Consider the following 24,964-nt stretch of genomic DNA (forward strand, 5'->3'; position numbering starts at 1 on the left):
ATGTTTAAATATTTCCTACTTTCTGTTATTGTATTCTTGAATCTTTGCAGTATTCAGGCCACTGCTGCCGTGGATAGTATCGTTCATTTCAATGGAAAGGATATAAAAAATATTGGCAAGTATTTATCCCTGTATGAAGAAGGTTCAAATAAAGTTTCCCTTCAAGATGTTATAGCCCATCCTGAATTATTTAAAAAATGCCTAACGGATGTGCCAAACCTTGGCATTGTCAAGAATCCCCATTGGTTAAAATTTGAAGTAATCAATAACACCGATGAGGAACATGTTATTGTCGATTTATCACATCCAAATATTGGGAACGTAAAGTTTTACTCGATCATTAATTCAAAAATTGATAGTGTAAGTTATTCTATTGGGAATGACTATGCGGAACGTGAAATCCCGCATCAATTTTATCTCTTTGAGTTAAGGCTTCAAAAAGGTGAGAAGGCAACTTGTTATTTGATGTTGCAAAGTGAAACTCAAGTCATGGTTCCGCTTACTATTCATTCCCCATCTGGTTTGTTTTCCTTTCTACAACAAGAAGATATCCTCTCCGCAATTTACATCGGATTGATGCTATCTCTAGTGCTTTATAATGCCTTTTTATATGTAGCAACCGGTGAGAAGCATTACCTGAGTTATGTGAACTATATTTTTTGGGTTTTCTTTGCTCAGATGGCTGTTCAAGGATTATTTGAGCGGATTTTCAATGTTCATAGCGAATGGATTTCTGCCCGTATATTGGCTTTCTCAGGGGCAATGTCTGGTATTGGAGCCATCATATTTGTGAAATCCTTTTTACATACATCCGTCGAAGCTAAGGGGTTTAATAAATTGTTGAATGTCTTTTTGTTAGGTTACTTTTTTGCAATTGTTTTACTAATAATAGGCTATATCACGCCTGCCTATAGAATCGTGAATTTGGTTGCTGGAGGTGGTGCAGCTATAGTACTAATCTTTGCCTTTGAGCTTTCAAGAAGAAAATATAGCCAAACTAAATTCTTCCTTTTTGCATGGTGTATCTTTTTGATCTCTGTTCTAGTTTTCGTCTTAAAAGATTACGGGGTTTTACCAAACAATGTTTTTACAGCTCGCTCTGTGCAAATTGGATCAGTGATCGAGGCACTTCTCTTATCATTTGCATTAGCAGATAAGATCAATACTTATCGAAAAGAAATGCTGGAATTACAGGTTCGTGAATTGGCGATTTCTCAAGAGAATGAAAAGCTTATTCGAGAGCAGAATGTAATCTTGGAGAAAAAGGTGTTGGAAAGAACAGAGGAATTACAAGAGTCCAATAAATCCTTAAGTCTTACCTTGGATAATTTAAAGGATGCTCAGGCTCAATTAGTGGAGTCAGAGAAAATGGCTTCCTTAGGACAGCTGACCGCAGGTGTTGCACATGAAATTAATAACCCGATTAATTTTGTGACTTCAAATGTCAATCCATTGCGTAGAGATGTTGGAATCCTCTGGGAAATTATCGACGAAATTGAATTGATAGCCTTGAATGACAATCTGAATACTGCTGAAAAGCAATCGATGATTAAAAGCATCAAGGATAATAATGATTTGGATTACTTGAAATCTGAGATAGATTTCTTGTTGAAAGGTATTCAAGAAGGGGCAGAGCGGACCGCAGAGATTGTCCGAAGCTTACGGATATTCTCAAGAATTGATGAGGACACTTTAAAGCGTGCCGATTTGAATGAATGCATGGATTCTACCCTGGTAATTTTGAATTCTATGACCAAGGAACGGATTGAAGTGGTCAAGAATTATTACAATATTCCTATGGTGGAATGCTATGCTGGCAAATTAAATCAGGTTTTTATGAATATCCTCTCGAATGCTATTTATGCAGTTGAGAAAAAATTTAATGGAAATCCGGGTGGAGAAATAAAAATAGAAACAAAATTGAACGACGATTTGTCGAAAGTAATAATAAGTATTAGTGATAACGGTACAGGAATTCCTAAAGAAGTGGTGGGGAGAATCTTTGAACCGTTTTTCACGACGAAAGATGTTGGCGAAGGTACAGGCCTAGGGATGTCAATTGCATATAAAACAATTGAAAGGCATAATGGCAAGATTAGTTTAAATTCTGTTGAGGGTGAAGGAACTAATTTTGATATTGAGTTACCTGTTAAACAATAAGGTATTAGATTTTTAAATGAGTTTTTAGGTCACACTAAAAGGTAATAGTATGGATAAGAATTTTGAGGTATTGTACATTGATGACGAGTACAATAATTTAGTTGGGTTTAAGGCAGCGTTGCGATTCCATTACAATATACATATTGCAAGCAATACCACAGATGCTGAAAATATTTTGATGACTCATCCGAATATCAGGGTTATTTTTTGTGACCAAAAGATGCCTGGAGAAAACGGTATTGATTTTTTTAGCCGAATCAAAAAGGAGTACCCAAGACCAATCCGGATTCTGATAACAGCATTTGCTGATATGGAAACGGTGATTGACTCCATTAATCGTGGACACATTTTTAGGTTTATTAAAAAACCTTGGGAAGAAGCTGAAATTATTTCTTGTATTGAAGAAGCTAATAAATTTTATGTGACCAATTCCTTATTGGACATCCGAAACATGGAGCTTCAAAAAGCTTATGAAGAACTTGATAAATTTGCATACAGCGTAAGTCATGATTTAAGAGATCCTTTAGCGGGTGTCCTTGGCGCAATCCGCATTGCCTTAGATTTCAAGAGTGTTGAGCAGGTTCATGAAATATTGAATCTAATGAAGGCTTCAGTGGTGAAACTTGAAGATTATATCAATAGCCTAAGGGATTATTATTTGTTAAGAAGAGGCGAACTTAATCTATCTAAAATTGATTTTAATGTCATCTTCGAGGATATTTTGGATTTCTATAAAGTATATACCCAAAGTTCGGGTGTTGAAATCAGCTATGAAGTGAATCAAGAGAATACCTTTATCAATGATAAATCAATTTTGGAATTGATATTACATAACCTGGTTTCCAATGCTATTAAATATCAGAAAAATGAAACTGTTGAAAAGAAAGTCAAACTATCCGCAAATACGGAAAATGGGCAGGTCATAATAACCGTCTCTGATAATGGGATTGGGATTTCAGAATCATCCATTAATGATATATTCCGCTTGTTTTTCAGAGCAAGTGATCAAGCAGAGGGAATGGGCTTTGGTTTATACAATGTAAAAACTGCCATTCAAAAATTAAAAGGAGAAATCGTAGTAGAATCCAAACCTGATGAAGGTTCAAAATTTATAGTAACTATTCCTTCAAAGGAATAGTTACCATTTTATGAAAGTAGTCTTTGACGAAGTAAAAACTCCAATTGTTCATTAGAAATTTCCAACTTCGATTTTTGATCGATGATATTCTTCTTGTTTAAGTAAATTTCATAAGCTCGAGAAATGGTTTGGGTTAATTCCTCTTCACTCCATGGCTTGTTTAGATAGTGAAATATCTTACCCTTATTAATCGCATCAACTACTGCACCCATATCCGTATAACCAGTTAACAGAATACGCATCGGATCCGGCTTAATTTTAATCACCTTCTCCAAAAACTCAACCCCTGTCATTTCTGGCATACGCTGGTCTGTAATTATGATCTGAATATCATTGTTGCGAATGATGTCTAAGGCATCAGCACCCTTTATAGCTGTAAACACATTGTATTTTAACCTAAAGGCCGCCTTAAAAGAAAATAAATTGTTCTCTTCATCATCTAAATACAACACATTAATTTTATTTTCTGTACTCATTACTTTCTTACTTGAAAAACTGTTTCAAAATTAGTAATTATTTATGGTCAATAATAACAGAATTGAATATAATGAGAAAAAAATGAATATTATGCTTAAACCACTATAAAATTTTTAATTATTTGGTTTTCAGTAACAACTGTTGATTTTGTAAATACTCTAATAGGAAAAAATTATCTTTAGGATAATATTTGCTTAGTATCATTCTCTAAATCCTATTATCACTTGCTCTAGATCAAGAAATAATATTTTGAAAATCATAGAACGTAATTACGGATAGAATACTACCCATTTCAGGTAGGCAGTAATTCTTACTCATTCAATTTTATTATGTTTGTTTTATTATAATCCAATAAACTGATGGAAAAAAATAAAATCAATGCAGATGAGTTTGTTGAGAAGTTCATGGCAGGTAGCTTGAAACACCTGACCTATATCCATACGCCAATCAAAATCTTTCCATTACGTGATATTGCTCCCTATCTAAAAACCCCAATTCCACCAATCTTCTTTGGGTATAACCTTTTAATATATATCAATAAAGGGTATTTTAAACATCAGATCGAATCCACGAGTTTTATGGTACAGGCACCTGCCGTACTTATTTCCAACTATGGTAATATTTCTGCTATAGATTCAGTTGATAAATCCGCACAAGGTTATTGTATTTTAATAAAAGAACAGGCAATGACTTCCCTGTTCCGGGAACAGGAAATCCTGAATATTTTTATGATCTCTCCTTTGTTAAATCTCCATAATACTGATAATAAAGAACTCAATATTTTACTCGATTTATTATATAAGGAGATATACACTGAAAATCCTTATCAGGCGTATTATGAAAGTATCTTTAAGACAGTCATGTTGAAGATTATTAAAATTTCAGATTCTAATAAATCCCTGGCGAGACGTCAAGAAGTTGCCATCGCTTTTAAACAACTTGTTCATTTACATTATAATAAGCATAAGTCAGTGAATTTTTATTCCGATAAATTGGCGGTTTCCGTTAATTATTTGAACCGATGCGTATCATCCGTATTTAAAAAGACGTCTAAACAGCTAATTCTTGAAGTGGCCATTATTCATAGCCAATTAATGTTACTTGAAACTAATAAAAGTGTAGCTTCCATCGCCTATGAATTGGAGTTTGACGACCCATCTTATTTTACCAGACTATTCAAGAAAATCGTTGGAATATCGCCTACAGAGTACCGAAAAAAAGTGAATTAACTTGTTTTAACATTCATGCACGATTTGTCCTAACTATTGTCCTATTCCTCATAGTTCTTACTTGCTATTCCCCCTAATTTTACATTTAGAGAATTTATCATATCTACCTAGATAAATCTCCATAGGTAATTTGAGATTTACCTATATCATTGGGACGAGTAAAAATTAGATTGAAACAATATGAACCAAGTAATAGAAAATGTAGACTTTGACAGCTATATTTCATCATTTAGAAAACATTTATACCATCTATTTAGAGAAGAGTTTGATTACGGATCAATTAGTTTAAAGCGTGATTTTCCAGCTGAATTCCTGGCGGAGATCATGAAGAAGAAGCCTTTGGCGGTTGCTATTCCAAAATTGCACGCGGGGAGAGGGGTTTCAGTAAAAGAATGCTTAGGGGTACTTTCTGCTGCTTCCTACGAATCCTTGGCTTTATCCTTAATGTTCGGAATCAATATTGCCCTTTTCCTAGAGCCTTTGGCGAAGTATGGTAATTTCTCCGTTCAGGAGCGTGTATTTAAAGACTTCATGGAAAATAACGCCATGGGAGGCTTGATGATTACCGAGAAAGCATACGGAAGTGATGCCTTAAATATGAAAACAGGATACGAGCATATCGGTAATTCCTATAAAATCAAAGGTGAAAAGCATTGGCAAGGTTTAAGCGGTGCTGCCAACTATTGGCTGGTGACTGCCAGAAAATATACTACAACTGGCGAATTGACCAGGGATATCGATTTTTTTGTGACGGAGAACGGAAATCCAGAACAACATATCCCAATGGTTGAACGCTATAATAATCTTGGTCTATATGCCATTCCTTATGGGGTGAATCCAATTGATGTGGTGGTTCCTGAGGATCAAAAATTAAATCCAGAAAGCACCGGAATCAAATTAATGCTGGATATGCTTCATAGAAGCAGGTTGCAATTCCCAGGAATGGGATTAGGATTTATTAAACGTCTAATGGACGAATCCTTACAACACTGCCAAGATCGTATCGTGAGTGGAAATCCATTGATCAATATTGATTCCGTAAAATATCAACTATCACGTATTCAGGCAGCATTTACTATCTGTTCAGGAATGTGCGCTTATTCCGTTCAAACCTCAGGAATTGAGCATGACCTTTCAGGCTTGAGTATTGAAGCTAATACATTAAAGGCTTTGGTAACTGATTTAATGCAAGAATCTGCTCAGATAAGTTTACAATTGGCAGGTGCAAACGGATATCGCTTGGATCATATTGCAGGACGTTCTGTGGTTGATAGCAGACCATTCCAGATCTTTGAAGGGTCAAACGAAATGTTATATGCTCAGATCGCAGAAGGAATTACTAAATTAATGCGTAAGTCTAAAACTGCTAATCTTTATGATTTCCTTTCTAATTATTCTACGTCAAACTTAAGTGCTCCTTATTTCAAGGAACAGCTTAACTTCAATTTAGAAGGAGGAATTCCACAAAGAGATCTGGTGACCATTGGTAGAATGATTGCTCGGGTGATTAGTTTCCAATTTGTATTACAAATGAATGGTTTTAACCAGGAGTTGGTTGAGATGACCCGTCAACATATGTTAATGGATTTAACGATGTTCCATGGTCAATATGTAAGTAAAAATACTGCAAATCCTTTAGTTGAATATGGAATTAATTCAGACTGGATGAGTTTTGTATCGTAGTGAACAATAGTAAAAATAAATAGTTAACGGGTTAAGTGATTCACTTAGCCCGTTTTTTATTAAACGGAGATTGTTCAGCCAGAACAATTCCATTCCAGTGTAAGGGTTGTCATATTTGAAAATCCTTTTTTTTATTTATGTTTTTATTATGGTCAAATTCATACTTCTGCCGGATTTTCTTCGGACCTCGTTCGAATTTTTCCGACCAATGTCCGAAGAAAGTCCGGAGAAGGTCCGGGAAATATCCGGTAGTACAATGAATTTGAATTGTATTTTTTAGGTACTTGCATAAGATATTTTTCTTAAATTCAATTCTTATTAATTCAAAACCAATACAAGGCATGTAATTTTTTTAATGCAGAATTTCAGACTGTCATAATAAATTGCATATTTGTTTTTTTACTAACATTTGCTAACTTGTTAAAACGGATTAGCAAAAACCTAAACACATATAAAACATAAATAAACACAGGTATGATCAAAAATTGTTTATCCAAGATTTCTCTATTACTGATGCTTGTCGCGGTAATGAGTTCTTGTCAACAAAAACGCTCTGGTAAAGCTAGAGTACTGGTTTTTAGCAAAACCTCGGGCTTTCACCATAATTCAATTGAAAAGGGGAATGCTGCGATTCAAAAATTAGGACTAGAGAATGATTTTCTAGTGGATACAACATCAAATGCGGATAGGTTCGTAGAAGATTCATTAAAGAACTATTCAGCAGTTGTTTTTTTAAATACCTCTGGAGATGTTTTGGATAATTATCAAGAAGCTGATTTTGAACGTTATATTCAAGCAGGTGGTGGATTTGTGGGTATTCATTCCGCAGCAGATACGGAAATTGATTGGGGTTGGTATGGTCGTTTGGTAGGGGGCTATTTTGGCTCAGAGCCAGAATTGAAGAAAGGCGAGTTGACGATTGTTGACAAAAACCATTCTTCAACTAAATCCTTACCTAATCCTTGGGAAATCACGGATGAATGGTACACTTTCAAAAAGATGGAGCCTTCTGTAAAAGTCCTGATGAATGTAAATAAATCTGTTTTTCCGAATAAGGATGAAATAAAAGATTCTCCGGTAGCATGGTATCATGACTATGATGGCGGTCGTTCATTTTATACAGGATTGGGACATGAGGATGCCGAATATTCGGATCCTAATTTCTTGAAGCATATCTTAGGAGGAATCGAGTATGCCATTGGAAAGAATTATGAATTAGATTATAAAAAAGCAAAGAGCAAACAAGTTCCAGCGGCTGATCAATTCAAAAAAGTAACCATGGCGGAAGGTGAGTTTTTTGAACCTACTGAAATGGCAATCCTTCCTAATTTGGATATTTTAATTGCACAACGTCGTGGAGAATTATTATTGTATAGCAAAGAAACCAATAAGGTTACTCAAGTCGGAATGTTAGATGTTTATCATAAAACGGAGACTCCAAATGTGAATGCTGAGGAAGGTTTTATGGGATTGACCGCAGATCCTGATTTTGCTAAAAACAATTATATCTATGCTTTCTATAGTCCAAAGGATACTTCTGTGAATAGACTTTCACGTTTTGTGTTTAAGGATAACAAGTTGGATATGGGATCAGAGAAAGTTGTACTTGAATTCTATTCTCAGCGTGATATTTGTTGTCATACGGGTGGTTCCTTAGCTTTTGGACAAGATAGAATGCTTTATCTTTCCACTGGGGATAACTCCACACCATTTGATGAGCCGAATCAGAAATTTGTTAGTAACGGATATTCGCCAAAAGATTCTAGAGCAGGACATGAGCAATATGATGTTCAAAGATCTTCGGGAAATACCAATGATTTACGTGGTAAGATTTTAAGAATCATTGTGAAGGAAGATGGTACTTATGATATTCCAGCAGGAAACTTATTCCCTAAAGGAACTGAAAAAACCAAGCCTGAAATTTATGTCATGGGTAACCGTAATCCTTATAGAATTTCTATTGATAAGAAGAATGGGTTCTTGTACTGGGGAGAAGTAGGGCCGGATGCGAATAAGGATTCTGTTAATAGAGGTCCAAGAGGATACGATGAGGTGAATCAAGCGCGTAAGGCAGGATTCTTTGGCTGGCCATATTTTGTTGGTAACAACTATGCATACCATCCTTACAATTATGAGACGGGTGAAACCGGTCCGGCATATGATGCGAAGAAACCAATAAATGATTCCAGAAATAATACCGGGTTGAAAGAATTGCCAGAGGCTATGCCAGCATTTATTTGGTATCCATATGCAGATTCTCCGGAATTCCCGCAAGTAGGATCTGGCGGTAGAAATGCTATGGCAGGACCAATTTATTATGCGGAGATGTTCCCTAAAGAAACCCGTTATCCAGATTATTATGAAGGTAAACTATTTATTTACGATTGGATTCGTGGATGGTTCAAAGCGGTAACTATGCTTCCGAATGGTGATTTTGATAAGATGGAGCCATTTATGGGTGGGGTTAAATTTAATAGCCCTATCGATATGGAAGTAGGTCCGGATGGTAAATTCTATGTGTTGGAATATGGAAGTGGTTGGTTTAGTAAAAATCCGGATGCTGCAATTTCCAGGATTGACTTTGTACCAGCTTCTGCAGATAAATCAACAGCTCCTAAAGGAGATGGCGATGCTAGCGTTGCAGGTCCAATGGGTCATCAACAAGGAAGTAGCAAACCAAAAGGAGAAGCATTGATTGAAGCCTCAGATTGTAAAGCTTGTCACGCAGTGGATAAGAAATCTGTAGGTCCTTCCTATGTAGAAATTGCTAAACACTACAAAGACAATAAGGATGCGCACAGTATCTTAGTGAAAAAGATTAAGAATGGTGGTAGTGGTGTTTGGGGAGAAGTAGCCATGGCTGCTCACCCGAATATGAAAGATGCTGATTTAGATGAAATCGTAACGTGGATTTTATCACATAAATAAAAATCAAATGCAGAGAAAAGGCGAGATGAATTAACATCTCGCCTTTTTTTATTTTTTGATATGTATGTCGGTTTGTGGAAAGGGAATATCAATTCCTGCTTTATCCAAATCCTCTTTGCAATTGATAATAAGTTGTTCCTGCATGGCCCAAAAATTATCATTGGAGGTGGTTACTCGAATAGAAAGGTTAATTGCGCTATCGCCTAATTCTGTCACGACAACATCTGGCGCAGGTTCTTTAAACGCAAATTCATTTTTAGATATGGTTTCCAATAATAATTTTTTGGCGGCTTTTAGATCTGTATCATAGCCTACACCAATATTAAACCAAGTTCTTCGGGTTCCTAATTCAGAATAGTTTGTGATATTACTGTTCGAAAGTTCACCATTGGGAATAATGACCAATTGGTTTTGAGGAGTTACCAATTTGGTGTTGAAAATATCAATAATCTTTACTGTTCCATCTACCCCTGAAGATGAAGAAATATAATCTCCAACTCTAAATGGTTTAAACAAAAGTATTAATACACCACCGGCAAAATTGGATAAGGATCCCTGCAGTGACATACCAATCGCTAAACCAGCAGCACCTATGACGGCAATAAAAGTAGAGGTCTGAACTCCTAATTGACTGACAACGACAATAAATAATATGATTTTTAAGAGCCAATTTAAAAAGTTACCGAGAAAAGTTCGGATACTCGGATCCACATCGCGTTTTTCAAAAATTTTGTTAAGAAGTTTTCCAAATAGTTTGATCATCCATAAACCAAAGAATAGGACTAAGGTAGCGGATATCAAAGAACTTATCAGTGCAGGTGCATAGGCGATCGCACTATCAATAAATTTTTCAACCTTACTCTCAATTCCATTCAGATTAGCATTTTGCATTTTTTTTCTATTTTTTTGATGTGATAATTAATAGTTAGACTTGTAAGAATAATTAAAAAATGATCCGGTGAGGGATCGGGAGATTCCCTAGGATTTATCCTTTTTTTATGAAAAATAAATGGGAATCAATAGCAAATCCAAGAATGGGATTTGCAGATTTTTTTAATAAATAAGATACAAAGGTATTAAAAAATAAACTAATAAGCAATATTAGCTCTGTATTTTGGGATAATTCCTGATTTTTTGAAATTATCCTTACTTTGTCATCGTTCTGTAATATGAAAAATTTGAGATCATTCTATAACCCAGCTCAGCTGTTTACGTTTAGTTTTATTTTAATCATCTTGTCGGGATGCTTATTATTAATGGCCCCCTTTTCGACCAAGGTTCCTATTACCTTTATAGATGCTTTATTTACGGCTACTAGTGCAGTCTGTGTAACGGGATTGACGACCCTGGATACTGGAACTGCATTCACACCCATTGGCCATTTTATCATTATTCTGCTGATTCAGATCGGCGGATTAGGTATCTTGACCTTTACGAATTATTTCGCCTATTTCTTTAAGGGAGCCAGTACTTATGAAAATCAAATCGCGACCAATAGCTTTTCGAATAATGAGAAACTGGGTGAGGTATTTCTGATGTTGAAACGCATTATTATCATCACTTTCTCCATTGAAATGGTTGGGGCTATCTTTATCTTTTTATTTACCCCCAAACTGATGGATCAGACCTTTCTGGAGCATCTGTTCTTTTCTGTTTTTCATTCGATATCCTCTTTTTGTAATGCTGGGTTCTCCTTGGTGCCGGATGGTTTGACCAACCCGCTAGTCATCCATAATTATTCCTTTCAAATGGTGCTGATCATATTGATTATTTTTGGAGGTTTAGGTTTCCCGATTGTAATAAATATCTTGAAATATCTAAAGCATCTATTTCGTAGAATCTTTAAAAAAATGGCCTATAGGGAATTTGATTATAAGCCTTGGGTTATTAATATCAATAGTAAAATCAATCTGATCACAACCATAAGTATTACGGTCTTTGCAACCATTTTGATATTTATTTTGGAGTATGATAATATCTTGGTGACGCATGAAGGCTCAGGGAAGTTTGTTACAGCTTTATTCACCGTTGTATCACCAAGAACCGCCGGTTACAATAGTATTGATTATGGGGCTCTCCATGTGTATAGCATATTATTTATTATTTTGTTGATGTGGATTGGAGCCTCTCCAAATTCAACTGGGGGTGGTATTAAGACGAGCACTTTCGCCGTTGCAATTTTAAATATATTAAGTTTGGTAAAAGGAAAGGAAAGGGTAGAAGTCTTTCAAAGAGAAATTGCAGGAATTACCATAAAAAGAGCATTTGCCATTATGACCTTGTCCTTATTCGTCATTGGATGTTGTATTATTTCCATTTCGATATTTGATCCTGAATGTACTTTACTGGAAATTGCTTTTGAGTGTTTTTCAGCTTATAGTACGGTTGGATTGACCTTGGGCATTACGGCAAAACTTTCAGTAGGCAGCAAGGCAACCTTGATTATCCTGATGTTTATTGGTCGGGTAACCATGTTGACCATCATGATTGCGATGTTCAAGAAAGTGAAGTTTACAAATTATAGATACGCAAAAGAAGAACTTACAATAAATTAAGACATGAAATTCATCATAATAGGATTAGGAAACTTTGGGGCTTCATTAGCTATGAAACTGACGGCGCAAGGGAATGAGGTCATCGGTGTGGATTTGAAGTTGGAGCGCATTACTGCTTTGAAAGAGAAGATAACTCATACTATTGCTTTGGATGCTGCTGAGCCCAATGCATTTCATTCATTACCATTGAAGAATACAGATGTTGTCATTGTTGCAATTGGTGAAGATGAGGGTGCAAATATTATGGTCACTGCCCTGTGTAAAGAAGCACAAGTCAAGAGATTAGTGAGTAGGGCGGTGAATGCCTTACATGAAAAAGTATTAAATGCCATTGGAGTTACAGAAATAGTCCATCCAGAGGAAGAAACTGCAGAACGTTGGTCCAAGAAACTATGTTTATCAGGTTTGGTAGATTCTTTTGAATTAAACGCCAATTACAGCATTGTTGAGGCGATAATCCCTGCACAGTATATTGGGAAAACCATCCAAAAAATTGGCTTTAGGGAAAAATATGAAATCTTGGTGCTTACGATTTTAAAAAGTGCGGAGCGGGATACCTTATTTGGGAAGAGCCGAATTATTACTACTATTCTTCATGGAATTCCTAAACCGGATACTGTTTTACAGGAGGGTGAGATTATCGTGATCTACGGCAGCAATAAGAATATTAAAGAATTTTTGAAATAAGGCGAAATTTGCTAAAATAGATTTTAATAAAAGGATGGATATGATGATATCCATCCTTTTTTATGCCTGGTTGAAAACCTACAATTAAAATCTGATGTTTATCGCTAAAATATTTAATAAAGAAAGTTATTTATATAATATGATTTTAGTTTGGTTAATTTTTTTTAAAATCTTAAAATAATTTTAGAACTATATAGCAAATTTATGGTTTAAATTAATAAAAGCACACGTTATAACATTTGTTATAGCTAAATTGCATTAGTTATTAATCTACCATAATTATCTATGAGCATGTCTATTGTCCCGGAAAATGAAGCGGAGCGTTTGAATATCCTTTATTCGTTTGGACTTATTGGATTGGGTAAACTTCCGGAACTTGATATTTTTGCGGAATTGGCCTGCCGGATTACCAATTGTCCGACTTCCATCATAGCCATTATGGAGAAAGACATGCAGCGGATTCAAAGTTGTATAGGTCTGGACTTAGAAACCGTGGAAAGAAAAAATACGGTTTGCCAATATACCTTACTGAGTGATGATTCATTGATGATTGAGGATACTTTTTTAGATCCTCGTACATCCACTAATCCCTTGATTATTGCCGGTCAAATTCGATTTTATGCGGGGGTGCCACTTTTAGATGATCGCGGAATTGCCTTGGGAACCCTTTGTGTGATTGATTACCTTCCTAAAACCTTAAATCAACATCAATTACAAGAGTTGAAAGACTTGGCTAAAGCGGTTGTGACTGTTCTTTTGGCGAAGCGAAAACTAAATCAAGCCGGATATTTCAAAGATATTCTTTCAGTAACTCAGAATATGATTTGTGTTCTGAATGAAGATTTTAGTATAAAAGAGGCGAATCCAGCTTTTGCTGCATTAATGCAAAGACCTGTCAAGGATTTACTTGGAGAAAGCTTTTTAGAAATCCTTCAAGTGCGCGATTCCCAGGTTTCTACTAGGATTAAATCCGTTCGTAGTTCTCAACAAGAAGTAAATGTACAGACTAATACTCCAATCTCAGAGGAAGAGTTTGCAACAATTGACTGGCATTTAAAGCATGGTCAGGAGAATAAGGAAATCTTTGCATTTGGAAGAAACATCACGAAGGAAAACTCAGAGAAGGTGAAGTTGGAAATCTCAGAACGAAGATTTAGGAATTTCTTTGAAAACGGAATTGGTTTGATGAGTATGCATGACCTCCAAGGAAATATTCTAGAGGTCAATGAAAAAGGAAGGCAGACCTTGGGTTATGAGTTAGCGGAGATTCCAAGCCTTAATTTAAAGGATTTGGTCCCGAAAGAAAACAAGCATCTCGTCCAGCTATATTTGGATCGGATATTAGAAAATGCTGAAGATTCGGGGATGATGATATTGAAGCGGAAGGATGGTGAGTGGATTTATTGGTTGTACAACAATATGCTGGAAGAGGATCAGAATGGAAAGAAATATATTGTTAGTTCTGCATTAAACCTGAACGACCGGATCAAATTGGAGAAGGACCTACAGCATACCAAACAGATTTTGGAGCAAACGAATATTGTCGCACAAGTGGGGGGTTGGGAAGTTGATATTGCAAAGAATGAGATTTATTGGTCAGACTCCACTCGATATATACATGGGGTTTCCGATGATTTCATTCCCAATATGGAGAATGTATTTTCTTTTTTTGAATCTGATGAACGGGCTTATATAGAACATAAGTTTTCTACGGCGATAGCTACTGGAAAGTCCTATGATTTTGAGATCTTGCTTCGGAAACCAAACTCTGAGCAGATTTGGGTACGCCTAAAAGGGATTCCAGAAATTATTGAAGGGCGTTGTGAGCGAGTATTTGGAATCATTCAGGATATCGATCAAAGTAAGAAATTATATTTAGATCTTGAATTGAAGGAAGCAATGCTTCAAACTTTTGTGAAGCATGTCCCGGCATCCGTAGCCATGTTTGATACGGAATTGAATTATTTGGCTATTAGTCAACAATGGATTGAAGAATTCCATCGAGGGGCTAATCAAGAGGGGAAAAAGAATCTCTATGAACTATTTCCAAATGTTCCAGAAAGTAGGAAAGAAATTTATCAAAAGGCTTTGGAAGGCATTCCTTATAAAAATTTGGATGAAATTGTGGAGGTTGAAGGTTGTGAAGAAAATCAACATTATAATTGGGAAGTACGTCCATGGCGACTATCGGATAACAGCATTGGGGGGATAATAATTTTTTCACAGAATATTACTGAGCAGGTAGAGATCAATGAACAGTTGCGGAAGGCGAAACAGTTGGCAGATTTAGCGAGTAAAGCCAAGTCTGAGTTTCTAGCCAATATGAGTCATGAAATCCGTACTCCATTAAATGGGGTAATTGGGTTCTCCGATTTGTTGTTAAAAACACCGCTCAATGATCTTCAAAAGCAATACCTGAAATATGTCAACGAATCGGGTACGAATCTGTTGGCCATCATCAATGATATCCTAGATTTTTCTAAGATTGAATCTGGGAAATTAGAATTTTATGTTGACCAGTATAATCTCTATGAATTAGTCAACCAAGTTATCCATGTCATCTTATATCAAGCGCAGAACAAGGACATCGAATTGCTTCTGAATATCGATCAAAGTTTGCCAGCCATGATACAAATTGATGAGTCCAGGATAAAGCAAGTGCTGATTAATCTATTGGGGAATGCCGTAAAATTTACGGAGAAAGGGGAGATTGAATTACGAGTAGAACAGACTTTCAAGAATGCAGAGAAAGTAGGGATACGATTTACGGTTCGAGATACCGGGATTGGAATTCCAGAGGATAAACAACAAAGAATTTTCGATGCATTTATCCAAGAGGATAGTTCAGTAAGCAAGAGATTTGGAGGAACTGGTTTAGGATTGACCATTTCAAATAATATCTTAAAATATATGGGTAGTAATCTATCCTTAAAGAGTAAAATTGCTGAAGGTTCTGAATTTTATTTTGAAATAGAAGTTCCTTATGAAAGTCCGATTGAATCAGAGAATAAATTGTCAATTCATTCAGCTCTGATTGTAGATGATAATGCTAGCAATAGAATGATTCTGGAACATATGCTGGCCTATAAATCAGTTGAGACTGAAACTGCTGAAAATGGCTTTGAGGCACTTCAACTTTTAAGCACAGGTAAGCGATTTGATGCCATTCTAATGGATTATAGGATGCCCATTTTAAATGGCCTAGAAACCTTAGAGAAGATCAAAGAATTTTATGCCCTTCAAAAGGAAGAATTACCTATTCTAGTGCTTCATACTTCTTCTGATGATCAAAATCATATTGGCCATTTCCGACAGGAACCAAACTCCTATATCTTAACTAAACCTATAATTTCTGAAGATCTTTATCGGGTATTAAATAAGGATAATTCAGCAAGCCAAGCATTTGAAAACAATGGAATTCATTCGGACAGCGATGAGGAGCAATTCCTAAATAAATCATTCCATGTTCTATTGGCAGATGATAATCCCGTGAATATGGCCTTGAATAATCGATTGATTGAAAATATACTTCCAAATTGTTCAACGGTTTGTGTTGAGAATGGACTATTGGCGGTGGAGTCTTGCCAAAAGCATTCTTTTGATTTGATCCTGATGGACATTCAGATGCCTGTCATGAATGGTTTAGAGGCCACTCGTAAAATTCGAACTTTAGCAGCCTATGATAAGACTCCAATTGTTGGTATCACAGCAGCAAATGTAGTTGGAGAAAGAGAACGTTGTTTGCAAGTAGGGGTTAATGATTTTTTGACCAAACCTATTAAAGTAGAAAGCTTTAAAGAAGTAATCTATAATTCACTTCGTCAAGCAACGAATAAGAATACAACGAAATTGAATGAGGTTCAGCACATCGATTTTGAGGTAATCGAGGAGGCAACAGACTCAGATCCTGTTTTCAAACAACAGTTTTATGGATTAATTATTCAAGAGCTACAAATGCAGGATTTGGATATACAGCAAGCCATAGAAAATCGAGATGAAGCCTTATTGGGAAGAATCTTACATAAGTTAAAAGGAACTTCGGGAAGTGCCGGGCTGAAAGAACTAAATCAAATGCTGGTTGAGTTGGAGAGTCAGTTTGACAAGGGAGTAGAGATTTGGGATCATATGCCTATGGTGTTAAGAGAAATTGAAATTTTACAAAAATTATTAATAGACATAAAGGAATAAAGATGGTTGTGTTATTAGCTGAAGATGATGAATTAATCCTCAAAACTATCGAACATAAACTTAAAAAAGAGGGTTATCAAGTTATCCTAACCAGAAATGGAATGGAAGCAATTGATTTATTGAAAAATACGGATATCGATTTGATTATCAGTGATATCATGATGCCATTTGCATCAGGGATTGAGATACTTTCAGAACTCAAAAATCTAGACAAAAGGGTTCCAATAATAATGTTATCGAGCATGGGACAGGAGGAAACGGTATTGGAGGCATTTGATTTAGGAGCTTCTGATTTTATGGTGAAACCATTTAGTCCGAATGAATTGATTATTCGTGTAAATAGATTGTTGAAATAGAAATATGGGACAAATGTTTACCCTTCATGAGTTGACATTAGTGATATTAACCATTTTAATATTGGTATTTCTGTTCACGCTTGGATTACTGATCTACAGTTTTCGGGCGTATAAATTGGAGATCAATAGGAAGTATTGGAAGAATATGCTTAATGAGAGGCTGATGGAAGTTATTGTTGAAGGCAATAATGCGGAGTTGAACATTGACCCGAAGTTATCTGAATTATTAAAACAAGAACGGTTCAGAAGATTTTTTTTAGGTCAGTTGATTGAGGCTGATCGGAAGTTTTCGGGGGCTGCAGCTATTAGCCTTCAAAAAGTTTATTATACCTACCATTTGGATCGAGAGTCTTATGATTTATTACGGAGTTTCAAGGGGCACTTGGTTGCTCGAGGTATACAGGCATTGACCATTATGAATGTGCGGGATGCTTTGCCTGAAATTGAATCCAAGATCAATCACCGCAATAAAAATGTGGTCCATGAAGTTCAATATGCCATGGTATACTTTAATGGATTCGAAGGCTTATCCTTTATGGATAATTTGGAAGGAGTTCTTTCAAATTGGGAGCAATTACGCATCCTCAATAATATAAAATCCTTGCCAGTGGGCTCCGTTTCAAAGATCGCTTCTTGGTTAAAGTCCAATAATCCATCTGTTTTGTTGTTTGCCTTAAAGTTGGTTCGGAAATTTCAAATCTTTGAGTTACACGACCTGGTAATGAGTTTTCTGGGGCAAGGGGATGATTTTATCCAGAAGGAGGTTATCAAGACATTGTTCAGTTTGGATTCACAAGATACTTCCGCGATGTTAGTAGAGCGTTATCCTGAATTGAATGAAAATATTCAATTTGAAATCTTAAAAGGTTTGGGACAAACCAGGGCTTTTGATCAAGTAGATTTTTTAAAATCTAATCTATTGCATAGTCCTACCAAACGGAATAAAGTCATGGCTGCCGAAGCATTGGCAAACCTTGGCGAATTCAAGTATTTAATTGACCTAAGTAATCAATTGGATCCCGAAGATCCTGCTTTATTGGTTTTAAATCACGCTTTACAGAAAAAATCCTAACGATGGCTGAGATTATTTATGAAATCATAGTTTGGTTGTTTTTAATTTATTCCATTGGAATCTTTAGTGTTTATACATGGATTGCACTATTTTCCTATGGAGCTGTATTGCGGTATAAACATGGTAATATTTTTACAGATTATTCGATTATTGCTTCCAATCCGAATGCACCGAGTTTCAGTTTAATTGCTCCAGCCTATAATGAAGGCATGACAGTGGTTGAGAATGTTCGTTCCTTATTATCGATTTATTATCATAAACTGGAGATTATCATTGTCAATGATGGGTCCAAGGATGATTCTATTGCTCGATTAATTGAAGCCTATCAACTTGAGAAGGTATCTTATATTATTCCAGGTAATATTCCTACCAAGGAGGTGTTGCAGGTCTATAAAAGTAAGAACCCAGCATTTAAAAAGTTGATTGTTGTTGATAAAGTGAATGGAGGTAAAGCAGATGCCCTAAATGTTGGGATCAATATTTCAAAGTCGGATTATATAGTATGTATTGATGTCGATTGTATTATAGAGCAAGATGCAATCTTGCGCCTTGCAAAGCCATTTATGGAGCAAACAGATAAGCGATTGATAGCTTGTGGGGGTACCATTCGATTGGCGAACAATTGCAAGGTTGAGAATGGGAAGGTTGTGGAGGTGAATTTACCGAAGAGTTGGTTAGGACGGAGTCAGGCATTAGAATATATCCGTGCATTTGTATTGGGTCGAATGGCATGGTCCCGAGCCAGTGGTTTAATTTTAATTTCAGGGGCATTTGGTGCTTTTGATAAGGAGATAGTTCTGGCATGTGGTGGTTATGACCCTAATACAGTCGGAGAAGATATGGAATTGGTCGTTCGGATGCGACGCTACATGAAAGAGAGTAAGTTGCCCCATCAGGTAATTACTATCCCAGATCCATTATGTTGGACAGAGGTTCCAGAAGATAAGGCGGTTTTGAAGAAGCAAAGAAATCGTTGGATGCGAGGAACGATGGAAACGCTCTGGAAGCATAGAAAAATGATGTTCAATCCAAGGTATGGTAAAATGGGAATGCTAAGTTTACCTTACTGGTTTTTCTTTGAATTTTTAGGTCCATTTATAGAGTTTTCAGGTTATATCATTTTCTGGATATTTCTATTTGCCGGACTTTTGAATTGGACCTTTTTCCTAGCCTTATTCGCTTTAGTTTTATTTTCTAGTATTCTTTATTCTGTATACGCTATATCTGTCGATTTGGTCAGCTATCAGGTTTATACTAAAAGAAAGGATTTGACAAAATTGATTCTGACAGCAGTTATTGAACCTTTCTATTTCCATCCTATTGTAACCATGGCAGGAATTCGGGGAATGATAGATTATTTCCGTAAAAATAATTCCTGGGGAGAAATGACAAGACGAGGATTTTCCGATCAGGAAGATGAAACCTTCAAACAGAAGGCAATACGAATTGCAAAATCGTTGTTCAGAGAATTTAGTTCCGTGGCCAGTGTTTTTATGATTCTGATTTCTGTTTTTAGCATCTTGGAATTCTTTATTTATAAGAACAATATCCCTCAATTCGCACATCTTGATTCATTTTTTATGCTCTTGTTGAATAATATCTTGATTGGCTTTGTGATCTTGATGTTGTTCTTTGTTATTTATGGGATAATATCATTGTTCAATCGTCATTTATCCATACTAACCCTTCAAGTTTTGGCGAGTGTTCTTTTGGTTTCACAGCTTGTTCTGGCATTTTATTTTGCAGAATCTCGAAACCTTCTGGGAACGGATTTATTTTTTTACTCGTCCGAAGAATTAAGGAATATTTTATTAGCAAGTGGCGTTTTGAATTGGCTGAATATACTTGGGTTAATTATAGGACTAGGTTTCTTGTTTTTTGTATTTCATAAAATCACAAAGAAGTATCAGGGATCAGGTAAATTGGCACTTGGATTCTTGTGTATTTCTGCGATAGCGCTTGGTTATCTTTCATTAGGTGGAGAAATAAAGAGTACCTCGAAAGACGAGTTTTTAGAGAGTGCAGAAAAAAGTAAACTAGGCTTTTTTATTGAGAGCAATGCCAAATTGCTAATGGATGACCTGGAAGAAACCTTGGGAATAACGAAAAATAATGAAATATATGCACAAGTTTCAGGAGATTATCCATTTCTTAAAGTAGACCAAACAAAGGATATTTTGGGGCCATTGATGAATCATAGTGATTCAGTTCCAAATTTGGTTTTAATCCTAGTGGAAGGATTGGGAAATGCATACAGTGACCCGAACGGTTATATTGGAGATTTTACCCCTTTCCTCAATGGATTGAAAGATAGTTCATTGGTATGGGAAAATAACTTGAGTTCATCGGGACGTACCTTTTCGGTACTTCCGACAATATTAGGATCTCTACCCTTTGGAAATTCTGGTTTCTTGGAGTTAAATGACTATCCAAATCATTTTAATCTGATCAATATCCTAAAGCATAATGGGTTTTCTACTTCTTTTTTCTATGGTGGGGATTCTGAATTTGACTATATGGCTAAATACTTGGAGGCGAACAAGGTTGATGCCTTAGTAGATGTGAAATCATTTCCGGAAGGTTACAAAAAGTTACCGAGCAGCAATGGTGAAAGTTGGGGATATGAAGATCAGGCCGTATTGAATCAATTGGCATTGGCTGACCGAGGCAATCCAAGAAAACATTTCCATATCGCATTGACCTTATCTACGCATAATCCATTTTTGATCAATGATGCGGCGAAATATGGGGCCATGTTTGATCAGAGAGTTCAAAAAATAAAACTGAGTACTGTTCAAAAGAAATTCGCATTAGAGAATAGAAAGCAATTGATTTCAGTATTAAATGTGGATGATGCCTTGAGAGAATTCTTTATGGATTACCAAAAAAGGACGGATTTTAATCATACTATCTTCATTATTACGGGGGATCATAGTATGCCAGAGATACCATTGCAAAGTAAGATTGACCGATATCATGTGCCATTGATTGTTTATTCGCCATTATTAAAGTCGAAAAGAAGGTTCCAACAGGTTGTAAGTCATTTTGATCTTGCTCCGACAATAATGGCTTATTACAAAGAGAATTACCAACTAAAAGTACCCGAAAAGGTTACCTGGATAGGTCAAGGACTTGATGTTGGAGGAAGTAAAAAAGGATTTGGTATTCCTATTATGCAGAGTAAATCCCAGTTGGTTGATTTTGTTTATGGCGATATTCATCTGAATTCAGGTGTCGAATATCAATTGAACAAAGGTATGACTGAGGATCGAATTGAAATGGATTCTAGAGGTCGAGAAACGAATGAGAAATTTGAGATTTTCAAAAAGATGAATAGGCAATTTACCTCTTCGATGAAGCTCTTGCCTGATAGTGTTTTTTCATCCTATTTCAAGCCTTAAATATTTAGAATCTTCTTCTGTAACCAAGACTAACATCAACTTGATTGTCTCGAGTCTTTGGTTTGTATTCAACATTATAATAAGTTGCAGAGATATTGAATATATTCTTAGATTTTAGGGAGAAATTATAGTCAACCCCACTTTTAAAGGTCTTCAACTTATATTCATTATCGAATAAAAGATTTTCACGATTTTGATCAGGGCTAATACCCGTTCCTACAATAAATCCTAAATAATCGTCAGAGCCTTTTGTGTAATAGCGTACCGTTCCGGCATAGGATTGGGAGATATTGTTTTCTCCAGGAGTTAGGTAAGTTCTGGCATTGAACCAGAAGTTTTTATAATACTTTCCAATGGACGCAGTGTACATCCATACATTATCAGTAAATTTCAACTGCCTGAAACCTACTTCTGCTTCAAAGCTTGCGGGAAGATTAGCGTATAAGGATGCTGCGGTTCTAAATTTCGGGAATAATCCCTCACTATTAGAAAAGCCTGTTCCAAGGTACATATAAAACATTTTGGAGAGACGGGGATAGGCTTCCAATTCGAATTGGGTTCCGTTGCTTCCGAATTTATTAGCCAAGTTTGCTCTAAAAATAAAGGATCCAATTGGGGTTCCTCTTTTATAGCTCAATCCCAAAATATGCCAGTTGTCATCGAATTGCTTATCGAAATACATCCAGTTGTAATTAATCCCTACCTCATTGCTGGCAACCTGTTCTTTGATGGCAATTTGCAGGGTTCTAGCATCTGCATTTTTAGGGTCAATTTCTAAGATCTCATCCAATGTTGTTTTTGCAGATTTATAATCCTTAGAGGCATTGGCAATTTTAGATTTTAGAAGGAGAAGATCCATTGACTTAGGATCCTTAAGAAGGCCTTTGTTTACAATTGTTAATGCTTGAGGATAATTATCTTCCCAGTACTCCAGCGAACCATAAGCGAAATAGAAGTCAGGATCTTTTACATCCTTGACATCAAGCTGATTAAATACGATTCTTGCGGAGTCTATTTTATCCATCCAAGTGTATAACCTACCCAGGAAAATACTGATATCAGTATAATCCGGACTTTTAGCCAAAGCTACTTTAGCTAAATTTACTGCTTTTGGATAATCTTTATTGTCAAAAGCCTCAATTCGAGCTCTTTGAAAAAGTTCATCTGAATTCAGGTTACTATCCTGGGCTTGCACATTTAGTGAGCCAAAACCTAAAAAAAATACTAGAATAATTAATAGTTGCGTTCTTAAATTCATAAGTAGATTAACTCGATGGTTTGCAAAGGTAATCTGTTTTAATTGATATATTAGTAAATAAATAGATATAATATTATATTTTATTAATTCAACTGAAGAGATAACATAAAGTTTTGGACTTTGGTTTGTTTTATTTTTCTTTATGGAAGATTTTAGCTTGAATAAGAAGTTTATTAATGGACTTAGGTAACCTTATCAAAACCCTGATTGTAGGCGGAATGTTTTTATTGGCATTTCTAAACTTCAGCAATGCATTAAGGGTAAATAAAAAAGCTAATATCTGGTTTGGGTTCTTTGTATTGATTTGGTCCAGCTTTTGGCTCGATGAGATGATTTATCCAGCTCAAACTTTTCCTTCGGATACCATTTTCTTTAGTCTCCGTTTTTTACAATTTATGGTTCCATTGGTGTTTTTAGGAAGTGTTGTGTTCTACACCAATCCGCATTATAAATTCAAAAAGCGGGATTTACTCTTTATCGTACTACCCGTCATCTTTTTATCGGTCATGTTTTTAGGAAAGGACCATGAATTTAAAGGTTATAAAACCATATTAATGGGTTTGTTTTTTACACAAGCTTTAGCTTGTAATGTGTTGGCATATTTTAAAGTACAAAAACATCAAAAAGTAATAGAATCCTTTTCTTCCAATACTTATAATATTGATTTAAGTTGGATCAAATACATTATCTATTTCTGCCTTCTATGCTCCGTGTTTTTCTTAATGCTGAACCTGATTTATCCTGATAGGGATTTGAATTCATTAACCAATCTATTTTTCTTGTTCATTCTATATTTAGTTACTTTTTATTCCATTCGGCAGGTTGAGATTTTTCCAGTGGGCTTGAAGTTGGAGGAGACTTTGGAATCTGCTAGTTCCATTTCGAGTGAGAACTCGGATGCCAAAGTCAAATTGATGAGCGATAAGGAATTGTTGGAGGCAAAGTCAAGACTTGCGAAATTAATGGAATCCGAGGAGGTTTATCTAGATTCTGAGCTAAATTTGGTGAAACTAGCGCAAAGGATGAATTTGAATAGTCATCAGTTATCCTATATTATCAATTCAGGTTTCGAGGTGAATTTCTTTCAATATATCAATGCCTATCGGGTTGAAAGGGCCAAAAAGCTTTTAGTCGATCCCGACATGGACGCCTATAATATGGTTTCCATAGGATTTGCTTCTGGCTTTAATTCGAAAACTGCCTTCAATACTGTTTTTAAAAACATGACAGGGCAGACCCCCTCCGAATTCCGACAATCCAAATCCTAAAATAGTTTAGTTCGAGTACGAATTTTAACTAAATTCTTAGATATACTTGTTCGTATTTATAAAGTAGAACTTGTAACTAACACTTAATCAGATTTTTGATTGTTTTTTATTTTAGTTGTTCCAAACTATAAGTTGAAACGGTTTTCCTTATAAAGCGCACTAATTTTGGTTCTATATAATTGGAAATACATCCATGAGAAGATCAAAATTTTTAGAAATGAGGTACTATGAAGAAATTGCTATAAATGCAGATTTAGAATTTGTTGAAGAGCTATTGGTAAACCATAAATACATAAAGGAATGGGAGGCAGGCATTGAGGTTTTTAAGGAGCTTCGTGTAGATTCGGAGAAGACCTATATCAACCATTGGGATATTGAAAATAATATTGATTATATCTATACCTTAAAAGAGAATATTGTGGGGATAAGTTTATGTTTGGAGGCCAAGCCATTGGAAGAAGAAGGTCGAGATCAAGCCAATGCACATTGGGTCATGCTGTATGTGAGTCAAGCATTGAGGGGTATAAAAAGACTAGCAGAAGCTGGGTAGGCTTCTGCTAGTTT

16 protein-coding genes are annotated in these 24,964 nt (G+C 35.8%); 13 read left to right on the plus strand and 3 right to left on the minus strand.

Annotation, left to right across the window (positions count from 1 at the left end):
- On the plus strand, nt 1-2,160 hold the full coding sequence (locus tag ACF3OC_RS07655) for a 7TM diverse intracellular signaling domain-containing protein (RefSeq protein ID WP_094281476.1): 2,160 nt from the start codon (nt 1-3) through the stop codon (nt 2,158-2,160).
- A 49-nt stretch (nt 2,161-2,209) separates the two neighbouring features.
- Nucleotides 2,210-3,298 (plus strand): hybrid sensor histidine kinase/response regulator, encoded by a 1,089-nt coding sequence (locus ACF3OC_RS07660; protein WP_094281478.1) that lies wholly within the window; start codon nt 2,210-2,212, stop codon nt 3,296-3,298.
- Nucleotides 3,299-3,306: 8 nt separating this feature from the next.
- On the opposite strand, the gene ACF3OC_RS07665 is transcribed toward ACF3OC_RS07660, so the two are convergent.
- On the minus strand, nt 3,307-3,774 hold the full coding sequence (locus tag ACF3OC_RS07665; protein ID WP_094257049.1) for a response regulator: 468 nt from the start codon (nt 3,772-3,774) through the stop codon (nt 3,307-3,309).
- A 360-nt stretch (nt 3,775-4,134) separates the two neighbouring features.
- Between ACF3OC_RS07665 and ACF3OC_RS07670 the strand changes: the two genes are divergently transcribed.
- The 3 genes from ACF3OC_RS07670 (at nt 4,135) to ACF3OC_RS07680 (ending at nt 9,615) form a co-directional block, all read left to right on the plus strand.
- Entirely contained in the window at nt 4,135-5,004 is an 870-nt protein-coding gene (locus ACF3OC_RS07670) for an AraC family transcriptional regulator (protein WP_094257050.1), read from the plus strand.
- Between the two features lie 180 nt (nt 5,005-5,184).
- On the plus strand, nt 5,185-6,687 hold the full coding sequence (locus ACF3OC_RS07675) for an acyl-CoA dehydrogenase family protein (protein WP_094281480.1): 1,503 nt from the start codon (nt 5,185-5,187) through the stop codon (nt 6,685-6,687).
- A gap of 474 nt (nt 6,688-7,161) precedes the next feature.
- Nucleotides 7,162-9,615, plus strand: a complete 2,454-nt coding sequence (locus tag ACF3OC_RS07680) for a ThuA domain-containing protein (protein WP_218823982.1) — start codon at nt 7,162-7,164, stop codon at nt 9,613-9,615.
- Between the two features lie 48 nt (nt 9,616-9,663).
- Here ACF3OC_RS07680 and ACF3OC_RS07685 read toward each other — a convergent pair whose 3' ends face one another.
- Nucleotides 9,664-10,506, minus strand: coding sequence for a mechanosensitive ion channel family protein (locus ACF3OC_RS07685; RefSeq protein ID WP_094257053.1), 843 nt, complete (start codon nt 10,504-10,506; stop codon nt 9,664-9,666).
- Nucleotides 10,507-10,784: 278 nt separating this feature from the next.
- On the opposite strand from ACF3OC_RS07685, the gene ACF3OC_RS07690 reads away from it, so the two are divergent.
- From ACF3OC_RS07690 to ACF3OC_RS07715, 6 genes are all read left to right on the plus strand, one after another.
- Nucleotides 10,785-12,170 (plus strand): TrkH family potassium uptake protein, encoded by a 1,386-nt coding sequence (locus ACF3OC_RS07690; protein WP_094281486.1) that lies wholly within the window; start codon nt 10,785-10,787, stop codon nt 12,168-12,170.
- Between the two features lie 3 nt (nt 12,171-12,173).
- Nucleotides 12,174-12,857, plus strand: coding sequence for a TrkA family potassium uptake protein (locus ACF3OC_RS07695; protein WP_094281488.1), 684 nt, complete (start codon nt 12,174-12,176; stop codon nt 12,855-12,857).
- 291 nt (nt 12,858-13,148) lie between these two features.
- The gene (locus ACF3OC_RS07700) at nt 13,149-17,045 is read left to right on the plus strand and encodes a response regulator (RefSeq protein ID WP_392471247.1); all 3,897 of its coding nucleotides are present in this window, start codon (nt 13,149-13,151) and stop codon (nt 17,043-17,045) included.
- Between the two features lie 2 nt (nt 17,046-17,047).
- Nucleotides 17,048-17,401: a response regulator transcription factor gene (locus ACF3OC_RS07705; RefSeq protein ID WP_094281492.1), complete on the plus strand. Its 354-nt coding sequence runs from the start codon at nt 17,048-17,050 to the stop codon at nt 17,399-17,401.
- Between the two features lie 4 nt (nt 17,402-17,405).
- A complete protein-coding gene (locus tag ACF3OC_RS07710; protein ID WP_094281494.1) occupies nt 17,406-18,473 on the plus strand; it encodes a hypothetical protein in 1,068 nt (355 codons plus the stop codon).
- A gap of 2 nt (nt 18,474-18,475) precedes the next feature.
- A complete protein-coding gene (locus ACF3OC_RS07715) occupies nt 18,476-21,874 on the plus strand; it encodes a sulfatase-like hydrolase/transferase (protein WP_094281496.1) in 3,399 nt (1,132 codons plus the stop codon).
- Between the two features lie 4 nt (nt 21,875-21,878).
- Here ACF3OC_RS07715 and ACF3OC_RS07720 read toward each other — a convergent pair whose 3' ends face one another.
- On the minus strand, nt 21,879-23,132 hold the full coding sequence (locus ACF3OC_RS07720) for a YaiO family outer membrane beta-barrel protein (protein ID WP_094281498.1): 1,254 nt from the start codon (nt 23,130-23,132) through the stop codon (nt 21,879-21,881).
- A 176-nt stretch (nt 23,133-23,308) separates the two neighbouring features.
- Here ACF3OC_RS07720 and ACF3OC_RS07725 point away from each other — a divergent pair, with 176 nt between their 5' ends.
- Together ACF3OC_RS07725 and ACF3OC_RS07730 are read left to right on the plus strand one after the other, a co-directional pair.
- Nucleotides 23,309-24,400: a helix-turn-helix domain-containing protein gene (locus ACF3OC_RS07725; protein ID WP_392471250.1), complete on the plus strand. Its 1,092-nt coding sequence runs from the start codon at nt 23,309-23,311 to the stop codon at nt 24,398-24,400.
- A 217-nt stretch (nt 24,401-24,617) separates the two neighbouring features.
- Nucleotides 24,618-24,950, plus strand: a complete 333-nt coding sequence (locus tag ACF3OC_RS07730; RefSeq protein WP_144043727.1) for a hypothetical protein — start codon at nt 24,618-24,620, stop codon at nt 24,948-24,950.
- Nucleotides 24,951-24,964 lie beyond the last annotated feature (14 nt).

The organism is Sphingobacterium cellulitidis, from assembly GCF_043187465.1.
Lineage (GTDB): Bacteria > Bacteroidota > Bacteroidia > Sphingobacteriales > Sphingobacteriaceae > Sphingobacterium > Sphingobacterium cellulitidis.